This window comes from Chryseobacterium subflavum (genome assembly GCF_055762745.1).
On the sequence record NZ_JBVTMR010000002.1, the window covers coordinates 754183 to 778165 of the forward strand.

At 36.6% G+C, this 23983-nt stretch carries 12 protein-coding genes and 1 riboswitch; of the genes, 8 read left to right on the forward strand and 4 right to left on the reverse strand.

The features are described from left to right. Positions 1-3 precede the first annotated feature (3 nt). Positions 4-906 (forward strand): GYDIA family GHMP kinase, encoded by a 903-nt coding sequence (locus AC0INN_RS12740; protein ID WP_273650501.1) that lies wholly within the window; start codon positions 4-6, stop codon positions 904-906. A gap of 130 nt (positions 907-1036) precedes the next feature. Further along, complete coding sequence (gene pckA / locus AC0INN_RS12745; RefSeq protein ID WP_172282384.1) at positions 1037-2653, forward strand: phosphoenolpyruvate carboxykinase (ATP); 1617 nt, start codon at positions 1037-1039, stop codon at positions 2651-2653. A gap of 50 nt (positions 2654-2703) precedes the next feature. On the opposite strand, the gene AC0INN_RS12750 is transcribed toward pckA, so the two are convergent. Next, positions 2704-3108 carry a type II 3-dehydroquinate dehydratase gene (locus AC0INN_RS12750; RefSeq protein WP_273650502.1) on the reverse strand — a complete coding sequence of 135 codons (405 nt, stop codon included), beginning with the start codon at positions 3106-3108 and terminating at the stop codon, positions 2704-2706. Between the two features lie 245 nt (positions 3109-3353). After that, positions 3354-3450: riboswitch (SAM riboswitch) on the forward strand. An 83-nt stretch (positions 3451-3533) separates the two neighbouring features. Between AC0INN_RS12750 and AC0INN_RS12755 the strand changes: the two genes are divergently transcribed. Next, complete coding sequence (locus AC0INN_RS12755; RefSeq protein ID WP_306613443.1) at positions 3534-6449, forward strand: SusC/RagA family TonB-linked outer membrane protein; 2916 nt, start codon at positions 3534-3536, stop codon at positions 6447-6449. Positions 6450-6473: 24 nt separating this feature from the next. Continuing rightward, a complete protein-coding gene (locus AC0INN_RS12760; RefSeq protein WP_306613445.1) occupies positions 6474-7967 on the forward strand; it encodes a RagB/SusD family nutrient uptake outer membrane protein in 1494 nt (497 codons plus the stop codon). A 452-nt stretch (positions 7968-8419) separates the two neighbouring features. Here the strand turns inward: AC0INN_RS12760 and AC0INN_RS12765 are convergent, their stop codons facing one another. Genes AC0INN_RS12765 through AC0INN_RS12775 form a run of 3 tightly spaced genes read right to left on the reverse strand, consistent with a single transcriptional unit; the run spans position 8420 to position 16853 of the window. Then, a complete protein-coding gene (locus tag AC0INN_RS12765) occupies positions 8420-15454 on the reverse strand; it encodes an RHS repeat-associated core domain-containing protein (protein WP_306613447.1) in 7035 nt (2344 codons plus the stop codon). A gap of 36 nt (positions 15455-15490) precedes the next feature. Further along, a complete protein-coding gene (locus AC0INN_RS12770; protein ID WP_306613449.1) occupies positions 15491-15991 on the reverse strand; it encodes a T9SS type A sorting domain-containing protein in 501 nt (166 codons plus the stop codon). A 7-nt stretch (positions 15992-15998) separates the two neighbouring features. Then, a complete protein-coding gene (locus AC0INN_RS12775; protein WP_306613451.1) occupies positions 15999-16853 on the reverse strand; it encodes a cell wall anchor protein in 855 nt (284 codons plus the stop codon). Between the two features lie 266 nt (positions 16854-17119). Between AC0INN_RS12775 and AC0INN_RS12780 the strand changes: the two genes are divergently transcribed. The 4 genes from AC0INN_RS12780 (at position 17120) to AC0INN_RS12795 (ending at position 23973) form a co-directional block, all read left to right on the forward strand. After that, positions 17120-17443: a DUF6660 family protein gene (locus AC0INN_RS12780; protein ID WP_306613453.1), complete on the forward strand. Its 324-nt coding sequence runs from the start codon at positions 17120-17122 to the stop codon at positions 17441-17443. Between the two features lie 139 nt (positions 17444-17582). Continuing rightward, positions 17583-21941, forward strand: a complete 4359-nt coding sequence (locus AC0INN_RS12785) for a CusA/CzcA family heavy metal efflux RND transporter (RefSeq protein WP_306613455.1) — start codon at positions 17583-17585, stop codon at positions 21939-21941. Position 21942: 1 nt separating this feature from the next. After that, complete coding sequence (locus tag AC0INN_RS12790) at positions 21943-23187, forward strand: efflux RND transporter periplasmic adaptor subunit (RefSeq protein ID WP_306613457.1); 1245 nt, start codon at positions 21943-21945, stop codon at positions 23185-23187. Between the two features lie 45 nt (positions 23188-23232). Then, the gene (locus AC0INN_RS12795) at positions 23233-23973 is read left to right on the forward strand and encodes a methyltransferase family protein (protein WP_306613459.1); all 741 of its coding nucleotides are present in this window, start codon (positions 23233-23235) and stop codon (positions 23971-23973) included. The last annotated feature ends 10 nt before the right edge of the window (positions 23974-23983 follow it).

The following is a 23983-nucleotide window of genomic DNA, read 5'->3' on the forward strand; positions in this document are numbered from 1 at the left end:
CAAATGGGCGAAATATTTTCACCGGGAAAGCTCATGCTTACTTCAGAATATTTTGCTATAGATGGAGCTCTTGTCCTAGCGGTACCAACCAGGCTGGGACAAGAGTTTTTCTTTGAAGAAACGGAAGATGGGAAATCATTGGTTTTTTGGGAAGCTTACCATCAAAATAAACTATGGCTGAAAGTGGTCATTGATTATTCCTCTTGGAAAATCCTTGAGACAAATATAGCTCCCAGTGCCCAATTTCTTATAAAAACGTTGAAAAACGTCCAAAAGCTTTCTACTCGTAAATTCCAGAATGCAGATTCATACTTTTTAAAAACAAATCTACAGTTCCCTTCCGATTTTGGATTGGGAAGCAGTTCAACATTAATGAACAACCTTTCTGTGTGGGCTGATACAGATCCTTTCATGCTAAATAGTCTAAGTTTGGGTGGAAGTGGTTATGATATTGCTGTCGCAAAGGAAAAATCAGCAGTTTTGTATCAGAATAAACCGGTAATACAATATAAAAGAGTAACCTTTGATCCTATCTTTAAGGACGACTTGATTTTTATCCATTTAAATCAAAAACAAGACAGCAGGGAAGCAATCGATCTGTATAAGTCTAAAATAAAATCCCGGAAACTGATCGAAGTATTTTCTGCCCTTACCAATGAAATTCTATTATGTAATGAATTAAATGATTTTTGTCATTTAATGACTGTTCATGAAAGAAAAATTTCTGATTTTCTGAATATTCCTACCGTTAAAGACAAATTCTTCTCCGACTGTCCGGTTTTTGTGAAAAGTTTGGGTGCCTGGGGGGGAGATTTTGTAATGAGTGCCAAATTTAGGGGCTTTGAGGACTATTTTCGGGGAAAAGGTTTTGCGACTATTTTTGAATGGACTGATATAATTGCTTGATATTTAATAATTTGCCGTTCTGTTTTTTTCTTTGTCATTCTGACTTATATCATTATATTTAACCACCTGTAACACTAAATTAATATTTAATTTTGTTGGACTAAAAAAAGAAATAGAAAATATAAGTAAAATGAAACACGCTAAAATCATCCAGGATTTGCAAAAATTAGGGATTAAGGGAGACTACGAAATAATATATAATCCCTCATATGAGGAATTATTTCAAGCAGAAGTTTCTCCTGAAAATCAGGGTTTTGAGAGAGCTGAACTTACGGAATCTGGTGCAGTATCAGTAAAAACAGGAATTTTTACTGGCCGTTCTCCAAAAGACAGATACATTGTTCAGGATGATGTTACAAGAGACACAATTTTCTGGGATGGCAAAGTGAACTTGCCTACAACAGCAGAAATCTTCAAGTCTTGTAAAGAATTAGTGCTAGACCAACTTTCTTCTTCTAAGAAAATTTATGTAGTGGATGCATTTTGTGGAACAAATGCTGACACAAGACTTAAAGTGAGATTCATCGTAGAAGTTGCATGGCAGGCGCATTTCGTTACTAATATGTTCATCCGTCCATCTCATTATGAGCTGGAAAACTTTGGAGAACCTGATTTCACTGTTGTGAACGGTTCTAAAACAACGAATCCGAATTGGGAAGCTCAGGGACTAAATTCCGAGAATTTTGTAATGTTCAACCTTACGGAAAAATTACAGATCATTGGAGGAACCTGGTATGGAGGAGAAATGAAAAAAGGAATGTTCGCAATGATGAACTACTACCTTCCGCTAAAAGGAATGGCATCTATGCACTGTTCTGCAAACGTAGGAGAAGAAGGAGATGTTGCTTTGTTCTTCGGCCTTTCCGGAACAGGTAAAACAACTTTATCCGCTGATCCTAAAAGATATCTTATTGGTGACGATGAACACGGTTGGGATAACAATGGAGTTTTCAACTATGAGGGAGGTTGCTATGCAAAAGTAATTGACTTATCGGAAGAAAAAGAACCGGACATTTTCAGAGCAATTAAAAGAGATGCTCTTCTTGAAAATGTTGTTGTAAATAATGGTGTTTCTGATTATACTGATAATTCAATCACTGAAAACACGAGAGTTTCTTATCCGATTTACCATATTAACAAAATTGTACTGCCTTCTAAAGCTGGGCATGCTAAGAAGATTGTTTATCTTTCAGCTGATGCATTCGGAGTATTACCTCCGGTTTCAATTTTAGATGAAAATCAGGCTCAATACCACTTTTTATGTGGATATACTTCTAAATTAGCAGGAACTGAAAGAGGAATTACTTCTCCAGAACCTTCATTCTCTCCGGCTTTTGGTGAGGCATTTCTTACGTTACATCCTACCATGTACTCTAAAACCTTGATTGGTAAAATGAAAGAACATGGAGCAAAAGCTTATTTGGTAAATACAGGATGGAACGGTACAGGAAAAAGAATCTCATTAAAAGATACAAGAGCCATTATTGATGCAATAATTGATGGATCTATTGAGAACGCTCCTAAGGCACAAGTACCTATTATGAACTTGGAAATTCCTACTTCTTTACCCAATGTTTCAGAAGGCATTCTGGATCCAAGACATACATACAGTGATGCTTCAGAGTGGGAAGAGAAGGCTAAAGACTTAGCATCAAGATATATTAAGAATTTTGAACAGTATTGTAACACTGAAGAGGGGAAAAAGCTGGTTGCTTCCGGACCTCAATTACAAGAACAAACAATATAAAAAAAGAAAAGCCTCATCATTGATGAGGCTTTTTTATGTATTAAAACATCCTAAAAGCTTAATAAAGCCAGTCTGTATCCTTTCATTCCAAAGCCGGATAATACAGCATCTGTGTGAGCCGCTGTTACTGACTTTTGCCGGAATTCTTCTCTTTTATAAATATTGCTGATATGTACTTCAATCTTAGGTTTCTGTATATTCTTTAAACAGTCGGCTATCGCATAAGAGTAATGAGTAAAAGCCCCCGGATTGATAATAACAGCATCAAAATCATCTTCCTGAAGTCTGTTAATTAATTCTCCTTCAATATTCGATTGATAATAGTTCAGTTCGTAAGAAAGGAATTCATCTTTTAGTTTTTCCAAATATTCATCCATTGAAATTATTCCATAAATTTCAGGTTCTCTTGTACCCAACAGATTTAGATTCGGTCCGTTTATGATTAAAATTTTCATAACATAAAATTAAAAAGTTTTTTTCGATTAGTGCGGATATTTTACGGGTTTTATTTGAAGAAGATGTTTTACATTATTTTTAATGATATTTCTCATGTTTAAAAATTTAACATTTTCTCTAATGGTTTATTAACAGGTGTTTTAAGTGAAAATTAAGTTAATTTTTGAGAATTTAAAATAAAAAATAAATTAGTCTACTTGTTTTATAGACTAATTGTTTTTAGATTTGCATCCATATTTCGATCGGCTTATAAAGAAAGATGGAGGGAACTGACCCTACGAAGTCTTAACAACCTGCATGATGCAAGGTGTTACATTCAGCCTTTTAAGGAAAAATAAGCATTTGGTTAAATCAATTTCTTGATGCCCTTTGCTGTGTTTTCCGCAAAGGGTATTTTTTTAATATTTAACAAATAAAATTGATTATGGTTAGTAAAAATTTATTCAAAGCTGGTGTTTGGATTTCACCCGGTGCTTTGTTTTTCTTAGGCATTATTAGTGTTAATGGGCAGGAGATAAAGCAGAAGAAAGATACGCTTAGGGAAAAAGATATTGATGAAGTCGTTGTAGTAGCTTACGGTAAAGCGAAAAAGACGAGTTACACAGGTTCTGTAGCGACGATCTCCAGCGAAAAGATTAATAATCGGCCGGTAACCAATATTACAAAAGCTTTGGAAGGGCAGGTAGCGGGATTGCAGGCAGTAAGTGCTTCAGGCCAACCGGGTGCTACGGCAACAATCCGTATCAGGGGGATCGGATCTATTAGTGCCTCAAGTAATCCTTTATTCGTGGTGGATGGAATTCCTTTTGATGGAAATATCAATTCTATCAGCCCAAATGATATAGAATCAATTAGTGTTTTGAAAGATGCTACGGCAAGCTCTCTGTATGGATCAAGAGGTGCTAACGGAGTGATTATTGTGACTACAAAGTCAGGGAAAAAAGGAGAATCACGAATCAATTTTAATATCAGTCAGGGATTTTCCAGCAGGGCTGTAAAGGACTATGAACAGGTTACCACGGACCAGTATTTTCAATTATATTGGGAAGCAATGAGAAATGGTTATAAATCAGCACAGGTTTCAGCACAACAGGCAGCACAAATGGCCACAGATAATCTTGTGAATAACCTGGGCATCAATCCATATGGTTCTAACTATGCAAAACCGGTAGGGACAGATGGAAAACTGCTGCCTGGAGCAAGGCCTTTATGGAATGATGACTGGAGGGATATACTACAAAGAGTGGCCTCAAGAAACCAGGTTGATCTTGATTTTAGTGGCGGAAATGAAAAAGGAAACTACTTTTTCTCATTGGGATATCTTGATGATAAGGGTATTGCCATAGGATCCGGATTTACAAAATACAGTACGAGATTGAAGATTAATAATGAAGTGAAAAAATGGTTAACAGTTGGAGCAAACCTTAGCTATACCAATAGTCTTCAGGAGGCACCACCATCTTCCGATTCAAGAACTGATAATATTATTAATGCATCCAGAGTAATTCCTTCTTTTTATCCATACTATGAAAGAAATCCTGACGGAAGCTATAAGCTTGATGCTAACGGAAATACAATTTACGACTTCGGAAAGTACAGGCCGACAAGTGCTTTGCAAAATCAAAATGCAGCAGCAACTTTGCCATTAGACAAAAATGAAAACAGGGAAGATAACTTTTCAGGAAAAGGGTATTTGGATTTTACCTTCTTACCGGAATTAAAATTTAAATCCAGTTTTTCAATTGACTTGGTAAATTATAATGGCCATTATTATTCAAATCCGTTACTTGGGGAAGGTAGTGAAATCGGAGGTTCAGTGACCAAGACAAATTCACGGACATTATCTTATACAACCAGTAATATCTTGACCTATGACAAAAAATTCAATCAGCATCATTTCAATATTCTAGCCGGACAGGAGTTTTATCATTATGAGTATCAGACGATATCCGGAAGCCGAAGTCAGTTTTCTTTACCTTATTATTATGAACCGGATGCAGCGGCATTATTAGGAGGTTTTAGTGGTAATAGTGATAAATTAGGTTTACTGAGTTTTTTAGGTAAAGCAGAGTATGATTTCAATAACACTTATTTTATTTCCGGATCTGTAAGATCAGACGGATCTTCCCGTTTTTCACCTCAAAATAGATGGGGAACTTTCTGGTCAGTAGGAGGTTCATGGAAGGCGTCTAATGAGCAATTCATTAAAAATCTAAATTTCTTTAACCAGCTAACCCTTCGTGCGAGTTACGGAGGACAGGGAAATGATAAGTTGAGTACTTATTATGCTTACCAGAGTCTTTACGCATTTTACAATAATCTGGGAGAAGGAGGAACAGTTGCTAGCAGGCTTCCCACTCCTGATCTTAAGTGGGAAACCAATCTTAACTTGAATGTGGGGCTGGAATTTGCTATTCTTAAAAACAGGGTTAAGGGTAATGTGGAATATTTCCAGCGTCAAAGTAAAGATCTTTTATTTGACAGGCCTTTGGCTCCGTCTCTTGGTTTTAGTGGCTATTCTGCGAATATTGGAGAACTGAAAAATACAGGCTTTGAATTTTCATTATTCACAACTCCTGTTAAAACGGACGATTTTCAATGGGATGTGGATGTTAATGTAACAACCCTAAAAAACAGAATTACGAAACTTCCTAAAGGTCCAATTGTAACAGGAACTAAATTATTGCAGGTTGGCGGTTCTGTTTATGATTTCTTTATTCCGGAATGGGTTGGAGTTGATCCAAGTAACGGTGCTCCGCTATGGAAATATGTTTATCAGGATGCCAATGGGAATACAGTAGAAGGAACAACTTCCGAATATGCAAAGGCGACAAAAACATTACAGGGTTCTTCTTTGCCTAAATTTTCCGGTGGAATCACTACAAATATTACATATAAGGATTTTGATTTATCCGCGCTGCTAACTTTTAGTGTTGGAGGAAAAATTCTTGATACAGATTACACCATGTTAATGTCAAATGGAAGCAATGCTGGAAGGGCATGGAGTGCAGAGATGTTAAACAGATGGACGCCTGAAAATCCCAATACGGATGTTCCGGCTTTAAGTACAACGACAAATAACTGGACTTCAACGTCCTCAAGGTTTTTATACTCGGGGACTTATGCCAGATTGAAAAATGTGAGTATCGGATATACGTTACCTTCAGATTATTTCGGAAGACTGGGACTGAAAAAGTTCAGAATTTATCTTCAGGCTGAAAACCTTTTAACTTTCTACAAGCACAAAGGAATGGATCCCGAGCAAGCTATAGATGGTACCACTTATTACAGATATCCGGCAATGAGAACAATAACATTCGGTCTTCAGGCTACACTTTAAGTTTATATTAAAACAATCAAAACAATGAAAAAAATAAAATATATATCATTTATACTTATAGCAGCTTTCTCTTCTACTGCATGTACTAATGATTTGGAAACAGCTCCTACTAATCAGGCTAATGAAGCCGAGATATTCAAGACAGCTGAAAGTGCTGAAACGGTGATTAATGGGACATGGGCAAAATTCAATGATGACGGGCCTACCTATGCTAACATTGGCTATTCAACAGTATTACGGGCCAGCGATGCTATGGGAAGTGATGTCGCTGTCCTTACTAATAAATATGGCTTTGCATCGGCTTACGCTTTTACCGATTTAGTGAATAGTACCGGAAGCCGTTCTCAATTTGTATGGAGTTTATTATATTCTGCAATCAATAACATGAATAATGTGATTAGTCGTATTGATGGAGTAGAAGGAAGTCAGTCTAAAAAGGATCAGGTTAAGGGCCAGGCAAAAGCTTTACGTGCTTTTTGTTACTTGAATTTAGCCAGCTTTTATCAGTTTAGCTATTTAAAAGACAAAAACGCTTTGGTGGCTCCAATTTATACAGAACCTACATCCATAAATTCTGTAGGAAAAAAGAGAGCTAGCCTTGAAGAAATTTATACTTTGATTAAAAACGACCTATCAGAAGCAGGACTTTTATTAGCAAATTATACAAGAAATAATAAGGATAAAATTGATAAGTCTGTAGTATATGGATTATTGGCCAGGACTTACTTAAATACGGGTGAGTGGACTAAGGCTACTGCTGCTGCTCAAATTGCAAAAGCTAGTTTTCCGTTGATGGCTCCCGAAAAGTATAAGGACGGGTTTAATGATATTACCAATGGGGAATGGATCTGGGGACATGGTCAGACGCAGGAACAATCAGGAGAAAGTTATGCATTCCACTACTTAGATGTTTCTTCATCAGGAAGTTACTACTACAGTTTTATGGCAGATCCATATTTTAAAGATTTATTTGACACCCATGATATCCGGTATCAATTATTTCAATGGGATGGGCTTCCTGGAAGAGAAGGACTTTTAAGATATGCTAAATTTAAATTTAAAGCTAATCTCATTGCTGATATTGTGTTTATGAGATCAGCTGAAATGTATTTAATTGAAGCTGAGGCAGAAGCCAGAAATGGGAATGTGACCAATGCTGTGGCAGTTTTGAATCAACTGAAATCAGCGAGACAGGCTAATCTGTACAGTGGATCTTTAGCCCAGAATGATGTGATCAAAGAAGTCCTGATCGAAAGAAGAAAGGAATTGTTTGGAGAAGGATTTTCATTGTCTGATATCATAAGAACTCAGGGAACTGTAGTAAGAAAACCTTTTACTGATTCCAATGGTCAGCCAATTAAAGTACAAGTAACAACTCCGGATGGAACTGTAAAAACAGTGAATGGAAGAGGACATTCTGTATTTTCTTTTCCTGATCAATCTGCCTTTGCGCCGAACAGCAAGTATTATTTGTTTACGATTCCGCAGAAAGAGGTGGAGAATAACCCGAATTTGTAAATAAGAATAATAATTAAATTATGTCATTTAAGATATGATATATAAAATGTGAATTCTTATTGATAAAATAAATTCCGTCTCAAAAATTGAGACGGAATTTTTAATAATGATTAAACTTTAAATCTTATTTATAAATAGCGAATACTATAATATTAGTTAATATCAATACAATAAAACTAATCCATAATATTTTATAATATGATTTATTTCTAAAGATTAATAAAATAATGATTTGAACAAAAGCGACTAAAATGAAGTCGGTCAACATTAGGATTGGAATAGTTTTAAAAAGATCGTCATTCCACCTATTGGTAAATCTGCTTATATGTAAATCTTTTGAATACAATAAGTCTACCATAAAACCTGCAATTTCGTCTTCTTTTTTCCATTCAACTAACCTAAATATAATAAAACCTAAAAATAATTGAGGTATAATTAAAAAATAAATTAATTTATTTTTTAGGAGAGTAAGTTGTGGCTGTTCCATCTTTGTTAAATACAATTTTCATATTATTATTAAGGTAGAAATCAGTTAAGATTTGAGATTTTGCTATAGATTTTACACCCAAAACTTTAATTCTATAAACATCTTCTATTTTACTTCGGAATGTGATTTTTGTTTTATTAATTACAATTTTTGCATTTGATTCTAAAGCTAATCTTCCTGTCGTAATGCCTCCTGTTCGTTCTACAGTAAAATCTGTTGCACTAACTTTTGTTATACTAACAATATAATCTCCAATATCTTCATTAATAAAACTTAGTTCAGATCCTGATATTTTTTGACCCACTTTTAGCTTACTAAGCTTATTTTCTAATTTACTCTCTAGTGTGCCTTGCTGTGGTTTATCAGTTTTAGGCTGTGTTTTCTGAACGGGACTATCCATTTCATGCAAACCGTGGTTCAGTCCAGCAACAATCCCACCAATAACTGCGCCTTGCCAGAAGTTACCTCCAGTAAGTTCTGCACCAATGCCCCCTGATATAGCACCAAAGGCAATTTGCCCAAGTAGTTTATTCGCAGCATCGTTAGCTATTGCACCAAAAGCCGAGGCTCCTAAACTACCTAATGCTCCAGATAACAGTGCTTGATGGAAAGAACCTCCTTGCATTAAAGATAAAGCGCCTTGAGCGATACCATGGGCTGCAGCTTGTACAAATACTGTTCCCACAGTTCCTAAGCTTTTAGCAAAAGCTGTTGCAACTTGTACACCTTCCTTGGCGACCGAGAATATGCTTCCTACTCCAAATGTGACGGCACCTGATATGGCACCAAATACCGTGGATTTAAATAATCCCAGGAGAGAAAGCTTCTGTCCTGTAATAATTGCACTTACAACATAACTTGCAGCACCAATGATTGCTCCGATTACTACTGCTGCTAATAAAGCAGATTCTATACCGAAAATATATTCTCCACTTGGATCATTAAACAAGAGTGGATTGTTCATTACATACCCGTATTTATTGTAATTCTGAGTATTGTAAGGATCCTGGATATTTTCATCAGCATTTAAGAACCTTCTGAGTAAAGGATCATACAGTCTTCCGTTCATGTGGATGATTCCCACTTCTGCAAAATGTTCATGGCTGGTGTATCCTCTTTCAATAAGTAGCGCAGTATTATCAATAATATTTTTATCGGTAGTAATAACTCCGTTTCCTATCTGAAGATGGGTGAAATTACCCCATGCGTCGAAGTGTCTTTGTTCAAGCTTGTTTCCTGTTTCATCACTAATTGCCAGAATACTTCCGAGATAATCCTTGTGCAAAAATTTATACGAACCATTAGTCTCGTTATAATCTTTGAGGAAAATGATGTTACTTTCATAAGGTGTTCCTCCAATGTAAAGAACATGCTTTTCTTTACCTGTAGTATTGTCAACCACTACTTCAAAGCTTCCATCCCCATTATAGAATTTAGTAAACTTCCCGTCTCCATCAGCTGCAAAATTACCCCCATAAGTAACCCTTTGTCTCATACTCGTCAGTCCATATTGGAAGGCTACATCTCCTTTTTGTCCATCAATGAATACGGGATCATTGTTCTCGTTATAAACAATACTCTGGATCAGATCATTGTTATAATTCTGTGTTCCTGCTGCATTCAAGGTCATTCCTGTAGGCTGGTACACCTTAGCTGCGTTATTAAACTTAATGGTTCCCACCTGGTCGTTTTCCAGAATCCTTCCTTTTTCATCATAGATATTACGATTGTTTGAAGGTTTAATGCCTGTTACAGGATTGGTCCAGTTGATCAGTCTGTTGTTGTCATCATAGTCAAATGACTCGACAATATTAAAATCCCCTCCTGTTGTCCTGCTTTTCAATTCATTTTTAATGGCATCAAATGAATAAGAAAGTTGTAATATACCAGGTTTGACCTGTGAAGAGTGATTTGCGTTAGTTAAGAATCCATTTGCATCATAGGTATTATTTATCTCTGCAGCTCCCAGTTTTGATTTTAAAATCTGGCTTTTAGCATTGGTTTGCTCTAAAGCCCATAGCACTTTTCCAGAGGTTTTGTCTTTTATCTGATATAGCTCACCATTCCAGTTGCTGTACACATTTTCAATATCAACCTTGGTAAGGACTCCTGAAGAATAAAGACTCTTTTCATAGGAAATGACTCTTGCCTTATCATCATAGGTGACTCCTTTTTGCATGTAATATTTGCCGTTACTATTTTCAGAAGTAGATAACAGTCTTCCCTGAGGATCATATGATAGGTTCGTGCTATACGCTTTTCCTTTGGAAGTTCCTGTTTTTGAAATAACCCTTCCTTTATTATCGTATACATAAGAAATCATCTTATTGGTCGTAGCACCTGCATCTACTGTTGAAATTTCTTTCTGACTAATAAGCTGTCCAAAATTATTGTAAATGTATTCCTTAGTTCCTTTGGGGCTTGTGATTTTTTTAACCTGATCAAAACCGTCATACTCATACTTGTAAACTCCATTAGATGGATCATTAAACTCTGTTTTTCTTCCCCAAACATCATATTTCGACGTTACGATATTGGTTCCATATTGAGCTGTAAGTTGTTTCCCTATAGAATTGTAGGTGAAGTTAATAGTCCCTCCTTTGTCTGTTGTAGAGATTACATTTCCTAAAGCATCTACCGTTTTGGTTGTTGTTCTTCCATAGCCGTTAAGCTCTTTTAAGGTGGTAACAGTTCCTGAAACAAAAGTTTCCGTTTGTTTACCGTTAAAGAAAGAGGCTGTAACTTTAGCCGGGAATACCGTATCATCATAAGTGAATGTATTCCACTGAACATTTGCAGGTAATTCTTCTGTTGCCTGATCAAAATAAGGCTCGGATTCTTTTGTTTTCCTACCTAATGCATCAAACATACGGTAAACTGCCACAAATTTACCCTGCTCAAAACCTTTAGTTTGAGTTTTATATTCCTGGCCTAATTTATTAGTATATTTTCTGGAAATGTTTCCATCAGGTTCATATTCAATAACTATGGTATTGTCCTGGTTATCTTTTGTATACTGATAGGTGGTAATCCCTTCTAAATTTGTTTTAGAAGTTTCAATTTTGCCCCAGAAATCATACGTATTAGTAAGTGTATTTCCCAGAGGATCAGTTTGTGTCAAAATTTGACCCCAATTATTATAGGTAATGTTGGTTTCTAATCCAAGGTTGTCTGTTTTCTTTGTAACGAACCTCCCCTTATCATCATAAATGCTTGTATTAATTCTGACTTGTGAGTCACTTCCGGCTGTAACTTTCTTCTCAATAATGTTACCAAATCCATCATATTTATAATCTTCGGTAAGATTGTCTGAGAAGTTATTGGAGAAGTTATTCCCAGAAACATTAATAATTGTTTTGGGAAGATTATTTTGGTATAAATAGTATTGGCTTACCTTATCGGTTGTATTGTAAGCCGTATGCTGTATAGTTTTTGCATCTAGGTGACCAATGAAATAATCTTTTCCAATCCCTGATGGGTTATTGGCATAAATAATGTCGGTCGTAGTTACTGAAAAATTACCGTTAACATTAGAAGTAGTTTTTGACGGCAGGTAATAGCTATTGTAAACAGTTGTTCCTGTTGTCGTAACGTTCGTCAAAAAATCTTTAGCTAAAGTAGAGGTAGTGACAGTAGCTGTTACTACTTTAGGCTTGTCAGCATCGGAAACAGTTGTAACTACTTGCCCGTTGAGAAGTTTGTCTTCCTTATAAATTGTCGATTTATAGCTCAATAACTGAGTATTATTCTCAGAGATATCTGCCGGGAATATCAGGCTTTCATTATCAGTTCTGATGGACCATTCTTTTACCGGAACTCCGTCCAATAAAGGGTCTATTTGTTTACCCGACCAAATTTTTGCATTTTCAAATCCAGCAGCGTATAAAGAGGAGCGGGCAGTTTGACGGAAGCCAATCACCCCTTTTCCTGTAAAGTGACTTAAAAAACCTCTGTATCTGAAATCCTGAATCAGAGTACCGGCTGGCGTATACTGTTTAATCTGTGATACAGCAGCGGATAATGGTGCTTGCTCCAATTCAAAATAAGGATAAAGTTCTTTTTGTACGGGCTGATAAAAATTAGCATCTGTTTTTGAGTTAAGTTCTTTGTAGCTAATCTCTGTGGTGATTCCTCCTTGCTTGATATTCTTAGCTCTTGCCAAAGCGGGCACATAAGGATATCCGTACTGAATCACATAGTTGTAACCGCACCCGATAACTCCAGAACAATCATCTGGTTTTCCTAAAAGGATAACCTGTTGGTTGTCTTTATTAATGGTCAAATTACTAAAAGGAATTACCTTTTCGTTAAAAGACTTTAACCAGTTTCTTGTTTTGTAGAAGTTGATACCACTATTAGTTTGGATCGAAACTGTGTTTTCAGTATTATAAGGTTGTGGAATGCTTGCTCCCAGAATAGTAATAGGAGGATTGTAAACAATACTTTTATCATTGGCTCCGGATACTTTGTTAACAGAGTAAACTGTAACATTGGTATTAGTCCATTCCTTGTCATGGTGAGCATTCCATGTATGGTCAGTAATTAAAACATTTGAAACAATAATTTCAGATTTTCCATCGCCATCCAAATCTGCTGTATTATACTGGAAATATCTGCTCATACCATACGCACATCCACTTTCAAAGAAGGTATTATGAACACCTTGTGTTAAGGTTTCGGTTCCTGAAGAGTAGAAAATAAAGTTATTGATGTAGAACTGATTCAGCTTTTTCCCATCAGATAAAAATAAATTCCAGTTATAAGATTTATTCCCTTGAGGAACTAAGACATCAATTTTGCTGTCGCCATTAAAGTCACCGTATAGTGCACCATTGAAGAATCCTCCCAGCGCTTGTCCTGTGAAGTTTCCTACATTGGATAATACAAAGTTTCCTGCAGATATTTTATTGATATTAAATACTTTGGTCATAGTACCATTGGAGCTATTGAGCCAGATAATATCCTGGATTCCATCTCCGTTAAAATCTGCAAACTGGATTTTCTTTGCAGCTCCAGTTCCTTCGTCATATTTGTAAATGCTTTCGGCAACCGGAAGGTTTTCACTTAGATCAAATAATATGGATGAGTAAAAACTTGTTAAAGTACTTCCTGGAATAATGTTTACCTCTCCATTGTCGATCGGAGGTACTCCATATTCTTCAGTATTGGATGAGTTAACTGAAGGCTCGATATAAGGGAGTGTAGGAGGGGGAGTTTCATCCAGGGTAATAGGTTCTTGAACTGACTTGCCAATAGGTTCCGGATCAAACCCTCCATTAATACATGTTCTCGTTCTTCTGAAATTAAAAAGAAGTTCCGTAATTCCATCACCATCATAGTCATAACTTGTTAAATCCGATAAGCTTACGACTGAATAGTTACAGCCCGTCATAGGAAGGTCGTCATCTCCGGGATCACCAATAGCATACTGATCATACGTAATTAGTTTCGAATATTCCAGCTTGAATCTGAAATCTGAAATATCTACAGAGTATACCAATAATTCATAATTGGGTTTTTTAGGATCTCCTGTAGCAACGGTATGAGGAATAACGATTCCTGCTTTGTTTTTTACGTATCCGTCTTTTTTGAAAGTCACAGATGTCGCCTTACCAAATTCAGCAGCTGTAAATCGATTAAGTTCATACTGTAACGGCATAACCGGAACATCTTTGTACACAGAACTCTTAAAGTTCAGAACACCTACCTGTGTGGAACCTGCAGTCCCTGGAGTGGGAACATATTCCAGATAGTCTGTGATGCCATTCATATCAAAATCACCATACTTTTTGGTATTGGTAGTCGTGATATTATTTTCTTTGGTTGTTTCCTCTCCCGACGTCTGAGCAGGCTCATATTCTATGGCTATGGGATTGGCTGCTTCATTATTACTATTATATTCAGTGATCTTATTAACAAACTGATAACTCGTACCATTATCCGTATACTCTAAAGCATATCTTCTAAACTGACCGCCGTTAGTGGAAACAACCACCTCATTTAATAATTTGTCCTGATTGTAATAAAATCCCTGATGATAGGAAATCTCCTTAAAAGTCCTATCCAGGTTATAATTGAACGAAATTTCATTGAAATGTGGTTTATTCAGGGTTTCATTCCCACCCCATTTTATTTTCTTTATCCGGGTAACATCCCCGCCTGGAACTGGTTGAGAAGTAAGATATTGGTTCTTCTCATATTCATAGGTGATGTAATTCCCCTGGGCATCCATCCATTTTACAAGATTGTATCCCGTAGACGTTCTGGCTGCACTATAGTGCTCCGGATCGCTGTATTCAGTATCTCCATACCATGCCTGCGAGCCGTCATCAAAAGTAACATGGAACAACATGGGTCCTTGAACTCCATTTTTTGTTCCTAATGATTTGATTTTGATATTGGAGTATTTCTCAGTAACATATTCAGCTCCATCTTTTCCATATTCTCCGGATTTAAGAATGAGCCTCTGTCCGTTAAAGCTATAATTATCTGAATAATCAAGTTGTACCGATTTGGTTATTCCGTCTTTTTCAATATTCTTACTTATTCTAGATACTGCTGTTATTCCTGAAATATCCCAACCATAACCCGCAATTCCATTGACAGAACCACTTGTATATGTCAGGTTGATCTGAGGTGCTACACTTTTTATTCCCGGAGGTAAAGCTATTGGTAAGCTAAATTGCAGTTGTCCGGTTCCGGAAACCTCTATATTTCCTTTGGTATCATGGAAACTCTGGCCTACCGGTGCGGATGTCCCTGTTGGATTACCGGCTCCCGCGCCGGAATCTGTAGGTCCCCCACCTGGGTTTTCAGTAGAAGGCCCGATCTTTGCCACAAAAGGATTTGAAGTGCCGGAGGAGGCCTTAAACCCTTGAGCCAAGACCACGGTTTGCGGATCCTGTACTGTTCTTGAAGTACTTTCCTGCTGATAGAGTATGGTCTGGGAATAGCCCAACACCGAAAAGAGGGAAAGTACCAATGATGAAAGAATCTTCATATTCTTGGTTGTTAGTAAATTGTTATGATTAAAAGTTTATCGTTTTGTAATATTTCTGCTGAAGACCCTGCCGTCTTTTAATGTAAAGTGTAAAACATATACACCCCATTCGTAATTGGACATATTGATCTTTAGCTGCTTATTTAATCCCGGAGTATTCTGTTGCTGGAATTTCCAGTGAACCGTACTGTGCTGGTAAAGAGAAACGGATTCTATGAGTCCGTCTACTTCATCGGTCCAGTCTATAGTAAGGAAATCATTCACAGGAACAGGATACAGCCTGATCTGTTTCCAGAATGCTTTTTCATCCAGAACCGGTTGTTGCTTGATCTCAGCGATGGTCTTTACCTCTTCAGCTTTAGGTTTTTCTTCGGTCTTAGCCAAATTTTTTAAGTCTTCAGGTGCTTTTTTACCACTCACATCTGTCCCTCTGTATCTTTGGTTTCCGGCTTCGTCATACTTGAAGTAGACTTCGGTTTGTGAGAATCCGAAAACACCAATCAACAAAGAAAATAAGGAAAGTAATTTTCTTTTCATAGTTTACTTATTTTGTTTTTTCTGAAAGAAGCAACAACAATTGTTTTTCAAGCTTTTCAATCTTATCGGATTGTTGTTTCAACGTTTTATTTTGCTCAATAGAATACAATGTTAATTCTTCAATTTTTTCAAGCAGCTTAGCATCCATTTCTCCCAGGTTGATTCCATTTTTTTCTACTTCTCCGGCAGAAGGGATGTTTGGTAAATGTCCTTTTTCTGAAATATGCTTTTCAACATCTTCCAATGATCTCAATTTGTAATCCTTTTTAAATACATAATCAGCCCATCCGTTGGTTGCGGGATTTTCCACTTTTATTTGTTCAGCCTTTATTCCTTTTCTTACATAAAAGATGAAATTAGGGTCATTATCATACTGATCAGTTCCTACAGTTACTTTTCCGGTATTGAAAACCACAAGACTGCTTGGGTGTACTGAATCTGTAAATTTTATCCTGGTGATTCCGGATGAATTAGGAGTTGAAGTATCAGAGTTAGGATCAACTGCATTGTCATTAGGCATATGGAATTCCAGATTATGACTTCCCAAAGTTCTGATCACTGCATCTGATGCAACAGACCAACGTGAAGCACAGCCGTTACAAAGAACTGTTGCAAGCTCTAACTTGGCTCCGTTAACGGTTCCTGCAGCCGCAGAGTTTCCGATAGCAATACCATTGGCATAAGGTCCGTTAAATACCTTAAGTCTTTCCATGTTATTTGTTTTGATAACAAGTTCCTGGTCATCAATGGTGCCTATGAAATTAGACGGGGGAGTGGTTCCTGAGTTTCCTGTAAGATTCCAGGATTGGGCAAAAGCCATAGAGGATACGGCTAACAATAGCGGTACAAGTGTCGTTTTCATGAATTGTTAATTTTTGTTAAATTTTAAAACGCGAATATAATTTATATTTATTAAAACTTTATTGATTTAATATTTTTTTTAATATATTAAATATTAAGAATTATTTTCCTGGTCAAAGATGTAATCATTTGAATAATTGTACAAATAAATACTATATAGATTCATAAATTTATATAGTATTATGATGGTCTGTTAAAAATATGCTAATGGAGTATGTTTAATTTTATTTAATATTTTTTTAATAAAAAAATTCTACCTTTGTCCAGATGAACTTCTTAAGATTGATTTTAGCGCTTTATTTTGCGGCATTATCCATAATGCCATGTGAAGATGTGCATAAACAATCGGGTTCTTCGAAAGTTGACTTTTCATTAAGCGTTGAACAGTCTCATTCAAAGGATCAGGGAGATATCTGTTCTCCTTTATGTGTTTGCAATTGTTGTCAGATAACGGTTGCGGCTTTTAAAATGGAACCTCAGATAAATATTCCAAGACAAGAACAGGCTTACTTTTCCAAAAAGATTCTTTTCCACAAAAATAACTTTGCCTATCAGGTTTACGAAAATATCTGGCAGCCTCCTAAAATTTAATTTTATTGATTTGGGGAAAGCACAGCTTTCCAACCTTACGTGAAACTTTGCAATTCTATTGCATGGATCTTCATGATATTTTTGCACTTGACATTTTAAAATGTCTGTGCATATAATTTCAATAAAATAAATCTTTTTTGTGTTAGATAAAATTATAAAATTCAGTATTAAGAATAAGTTCATTATTGGTTTAATGACTTTACTGTGGATTATCTGGGGAGTCTGGAGTGCTACCAGATTACCCATTGATGCGGTACCTGATATTACGAACAATCAGGTTCAAATTATTACGGTATGTCCTACATTAGCGGGACAGGAGGTAGAGCAATTGGTTACTTTTCCAATTGAACAGAGTATAGCAAATGTTCCAGGCATTGAAGATATGAGAAGCGTATCAAGGTTTGGACTTTCTGTGATTACAGTTGTTTTTAAAGAAGATGTTGATGTTTATTTTGCGCGACAGCTTATTAGTGAGCAACTTAAACAAGCCGTTGAAGAAATTCCCAAAGGAGTGGGCGTTCCGGAACTTGCTCCGGTAAGTACGGGATTAGGAGAAATATATCAATATATTCTGCATCCGAAAAAAGGAAGCGAAAAAAAATACAGTGCTAAAGATCTTCGGACCATGCAGGACTGGATTGTTCGAAGACAGCTTAATGGAACTCCTGGTGTTGCAGAAATCAACAGTTTTGGAGGTGAGTTGAAACAATATGAAGTTGGTATTAATCCCAATAGACTAAAAGCGATGGGAGTAAGTATTTCCGATATTTTTACTGCTTTAGAAAAAAATAATCAGAATACCGGAGGTGCTTACATTGACAAAAAACCGAATGCCTATTTTATCCGCGGGGTCGGAATGGTCACTTCGTTAGAAGATATTCGGAACATAGCAGTGAAAAATGAAACAGGAAGTATTCCTATATACATAAAAGATGTCGCAGATGTTCGTTTTGGAAGTGCGGTGCGATATGGAGCGATGACCTATAACGGAAAAGTAGATGCCGTGGGTGGAGTCGTAATGATGCTGAAAGGAGCGAATAGTAATGAGGTGGTGAACAATGTGAAAGCTAAAATCCCTACTATTCAAAAATCTCTTCCTGACGACGTAGTCATTGAGCCTTTCATTGATAGGACTGATCTCGTGGGAAGAGCAATGAAAACAGTGGAGAAAAATCTGGTAGAGGGTGCATTAATTGTAATTTTCGTACTTGTTGTTTTTCTTGGAAATCTTCGTGCCGGGCTTATTGTTGCGTCAGCAATTCCTCTATCCTTATTATTTGCTTTAGGAATGATGAATGTGTTTGGGGTGAGTGCCAACCTGATGAGTCTGGGGGCAATTGATTTTGGACTTATTGTAGATGGAGCCGTTATTATTGTAGAGGCAACATTGCATTTATTACATAATAAAAACAGCGGGAAGCTTACGCAGATCCAGATGGATAAGGAAGTAGGAAGGGCAGCGTCCAAAATGATGAATAGTGCCATTTTTGGACAAATCATTATTCTGATCGTTTATATTCCAATACTTTCTTTAGCTGGAGTAGAAGGTAAAATGTTTACCCCAATGGCAAAAACAGTAGGATTTGCAATTATTGGAGCTACCATTTTATCCATTACTTATATTCCAATGGTAAGCTCGTTGTTCCTTTCTAAAAATGTTAGTCATAAAAAGACACTCAGTGACAAAATTATGGACTTTCTTCAAGGTATTTATCAGCCTTTGTTGCAAAAAGCCATTCGATTGAAGCTCGTAATTGTCACTATAACGATTTCTATTTTTGTGATTTCAATTTTCATATTCAAAAATATGGGTGGGGAGTTTATCCCGCAATTGCAGGAAGGAGATTATGCATTTCAATGTATCCTACCTCAGCAAAGTTCATTAAGTCAAAGTTTGGAAACATCCATGCAGGCATCAAGGATCATCAAGTCATTTGATGAGGTAAAAATGGTTGTAGGAAAAACCGGATCAGCCGAAGTACCTACTGACCCGATGCCACCAGAGGCTTCAGATATCATTGTGGTGCTAAAACCACAGAGCGAGTGGAAAACAAAAAAATCATATGCGGAACTGGGAGATGAGATCAGTAAAAAACTGGAAGCGATTCCCGGGGTATATTTTGAAAGAAACCAGCCGATCCAAATGCGTTTTAATGAATTGATGACGGGAATTAGACAGGACGTAGCCGTTAAAATTTTCGGGGAGAATCTGGATTCCCTGGCCATTTATGCAGAGAAAGTTGGAAAGGCGATACAATCGGTAAACGGAGCTAATGCTCCTCAAATTGAAAAAGTGGGTGGACTTCCACAAATCAATGTTACTTATGACAGAACAAGAATGGCTAATTACGGAATCAATATTGAAGATGTAAATAACGCCTTAAGTACCGCGTTTGCAGGAAAAAGTACCGGTCAGGTTTTTGAGAATGAGCGACGTTTTGATCTGGTTGTTCGCTTGGATAGTCTTAATAGGACTAATATTGATGATGTTGATAACCTGATGATCAATACTAAAACAGGAGCACAGATCCCGCTTTCACAGGTCGCAGATGTCAAATACAAAATGGGTCCCGCACAGATCAGCCGCGAACAGGCAAAACGTAGAATTGTTGTAGGCTTTAATGTTAAAGGACGTGATGTACAGAGTGTGGTTCAGGATATTCAGAAGAAGCTTGACAAAGACGTTAAGCTACCTGCAGGATATTATTATACTTACGGTGGACAATTTGAAAACCTTCAGGAGGCTAGCCAGCGTCTTATGATTGCGGTACCTATATCGCTGTTGTTGATATTTTTATTATTGTATTTCACTTTCAACTCTTTAAAACAGGCAGCATTGATTTTTACAGCCATTCCAATGAGTGCTATTGGTGGGATCTTTGCCCTTCTTGTAAGAGGGATGCCTTTTAGTATCAGTGCCGGAATTGGATTTATTGCCTTATTCGGAGTAGCGGTTCTTAATGGAATTGTATTGATAGGAACCTTCAATGAATTAGAAAAAGAAGGCGAAAAAGATATCTTTAAAAGAGTGATGGAGGGGACTAAAACAAGGCTTCGACCAGTATTAATGACTGCAACGGTAGCATCGTTAGGATTTTTACCCATGGCAATTTCCACGGGCGCAGGAGCTGAGGTTCAGAAACCATTGGCAACCGTTGTAATCGGTGGATTAATCAGTGCTACTTTTCTTACTTTATTTGTGTTACCAATGCTGTATATTATTTTCAATACAAAACTTCGAATTAAGAAGGTGAAAATGAAACCATTTACACCGGTGATTATTCTTGGATTTATAATGTTGGGTCAATTCGCCAGCGCTCAATCCAGAACATTGACTGTAGAACAGGCAGTAGAACAGGCCGTGGCGAACAACCCCGGACTGAAATCCAAAGACCTGGGCATTGAGGCTGCAAGGGCTTTAAAACCTACGGCTAAAGAATTGCCAAAAATGAATTTTAATGCACAGCTCGGGCAGTATAATAGTCCTACTTTTGACCAATCTTTTGCAATTTCACAAAGTATTCCTTTTCCTACCATATTCAAGGCCAGAAAAGAATTAATTGCGGAAACTATAAAAGGTAAACAGATAGAGAAGGAAATTTCTATGAATGAGCTTGTTAAACAGGTTCGCTCCTATTATTATCAGATTGAATATCTGCAATATAATAAAGCGCAATTAAAGAATCTGGACAGCCTGTATCGCGATTTCATTCGTATAGCCACCGTAAGGTTCAAGGCTGGGGACATAAAAAAGATTGAGATCAGTACTGCTGAAACCCAACAAGGAGAAATCAACCTTTTGCTCAATCAAAATCAGGTATTTTTAAATAACGCATATAAAAATTTAAAGACACTTTTAAATATTTCTGATGACATTGAGGTTCCGTTTAACGGAAATTATGAGCCACTTAAATCCGGAAATATTCTGGACAGCAAAGAGGTTGATAATAACCCTACAATTAAAGCATTTTATCAGGAAATGGAAATTGCTGAAAAAAACAAAAATGTAGAAAAAGCACAGGGACTTCCGGAATTCAGTTTAGGATATACCAACCAGTCTTTAACAGGATCTTATCCAGTAAACGGACGGGAAGTATTTTATAACTCAGGCAACCGGTTTAGCTTTGTAAATGTAGGAATAGCAATTCCTCTAACTTTCGGAGCGACAAAGGCGAGAATAAAATCTTTGGAATTTCAGAAGCAGGTTGCGGAAACCAATGCTATGTATCAGAAGAATCAGCTTTCCACTCAATTGCAAAATGCATTAACCCAATATCAACAGGATACGCAGCAATATAATTACTATGTGGGGCAAGCGATTCCTAATGCTGAGAAAATTGTAAAAGCTGCTCAGTTAGGATATAGAACAGGTGAAATTACTTATGTAGAGTATCTTTTCGCCTTGCAGACTGCGACAAATATTCAATTAAAATACCTGGAATCCATCCAGCAGGTGAACCAATCTGTTGTAACGATTAATTCAATAATTAATAAATAAAATGAGAAAAAAACACATCATCATATATTGTATTGCTCTTTCTTTGTTAACTGTAAGTTGTAGTAAAAAGGAAGAGGTGGCGGAAAATCCTGCGGGAAAAGCAGAGCAAAAAATTGAGAAACCCGCAGAAGCTTCCGAGACTATTGCTTCATTAACGGAAGAACAAATAAAAGCTGTTGGAATTACAATGGGAACCATTGAAATGAAGGAGTTAACTTCTACCGTTAAAGCCAATGGTACCTTGGATGTACCTAATAACAGTAAAGCCACCATTACCTCTTTATATGGAGGAATTATTAAAACGCTTACTGTTCAGGTAGGTAGTGTGGTGAGAAAAGGACAGGTGATCGCAACAATTGCCAATCCTGAATTTATAAGACTTCAGGAAGAATACCTGACTGTGAATAGTAGAATTACATTTGCGGAACAGGAGTACAGAAGACAAAGAGAGCTTTTTGATAATGATGCAGGAGCCAAGAAAAACCTGCAGAGTTCCGATGCAGAATTAAAAACCCTCAGAACGAGGAAGGCCTCTTTGTTGAGGCAACTTCAGATGATGGGAATAAGCCCCGGTGCTGTTAACAATGCAAATATGAGATCAGGTTTGGTAATAACATCACCTATCAATGGAACTGTGAGTAGTATTTCTGCACAAATAGGGAGCTATGTTGATGTTTCATCTCCGGTGGCTGAAGTTATTGATAATGAATCCATTCACTTGGATTTACAGATATACGAAAAAGATCTTCCGAAAATGAAAGTTGGGCAAATTGTTCATTTTAATCTAACCAACAACCCAGAGACAGAGTATGATGCCAAAGTATTCAGCATAGGTTCATCTTTTGAGAATGCGAGTAAGACCATTTCTGTACACTGTAATGTAATCGGGAATAAGGAAGGATTAATTGATGGAATGAGCATTACCGGAGTTGTAAGTCTCGAAAAAACAACCACACCGGCTGTTCCTAATGATGCAATTGTAGAAGCAGATGGCAAGTCTTATATTTTTGTTCAAACGGATAAAAAGCCTGCTGAAAATCATGATGAAGAAAAACCTAAGAAAGAAATGCCTAAAGAAAATGTGAAAATGATCAATTTTGAGAAGATTGAAGTGGTAAAAGGTTCTTCTGATATGGGTTATACAGCAATAACTCCGGTAACAGAAATTGCCCCTGATTCTAAAATAGTAGTGAAAAGTACATTTTTTGTAAATGCGAAGCTCACCAATGCTGGCGAGCAGGATTAATTAAAAGCCTTCCGACAAAAAAACACAATAATATTATTTCACAAGATGGCTTTAAAAGAAGAACTTGAAAAACAAGGGAATTGGCTTTTCAAATATAGAAGCACATTACCGATAGGTATTTTATTTATCGGTTTTGTGGTTTCTGTTCAAATGAATTTAAAAGAAGAAACAACGAGCTGCGAAATTCTATACGAATTTGCCTGCCTTTTAATAAGTGCTGTAGGTTTAGGGATTAGAGTTTATACAGTGGGATATACACCTAAAAATACCTCGGGAAGGAATACCTCAGAAGGTCAGGTAGCTGATACACTTAATACAACAGGGATATACAGTGTAGTAAGAAATCCTTTATATCTTGGGAACTTTTTTATGTGGCTGGGACTTGCCTTATTTACAGAAAATTTATGGTTTGTCGTTGCCTTCATTCTTTTTTACTGGATTTATTATGAGCGGATTATTTATGCAGAGGAACAATTTTTAGAAAGAAAATTTGGAGAAAAATATAGAAGCTGGGCATCCAAAGTACCGGTTTTTATTCCTAACTTAGGATTGTTTAGGAAAAACGAACTCTCATTTAGTCTAAAAAAGGTGTTGAAGAAAGAAAAGAATGGGCTTTTTGCTATGTTTTTGATCTTTACGCTGTTCGATATTACAGGAGAATGGATTAGAGATCATTCTGATCATAATTTGTTGTTCATTTCTGGTACGATCATTACAATGATGATGTACTTTGTACTTAAAGTATTAAAAATGAAAACGAAACTTTTAGAAAACAACAGATCTTAAAGGGTTAGAA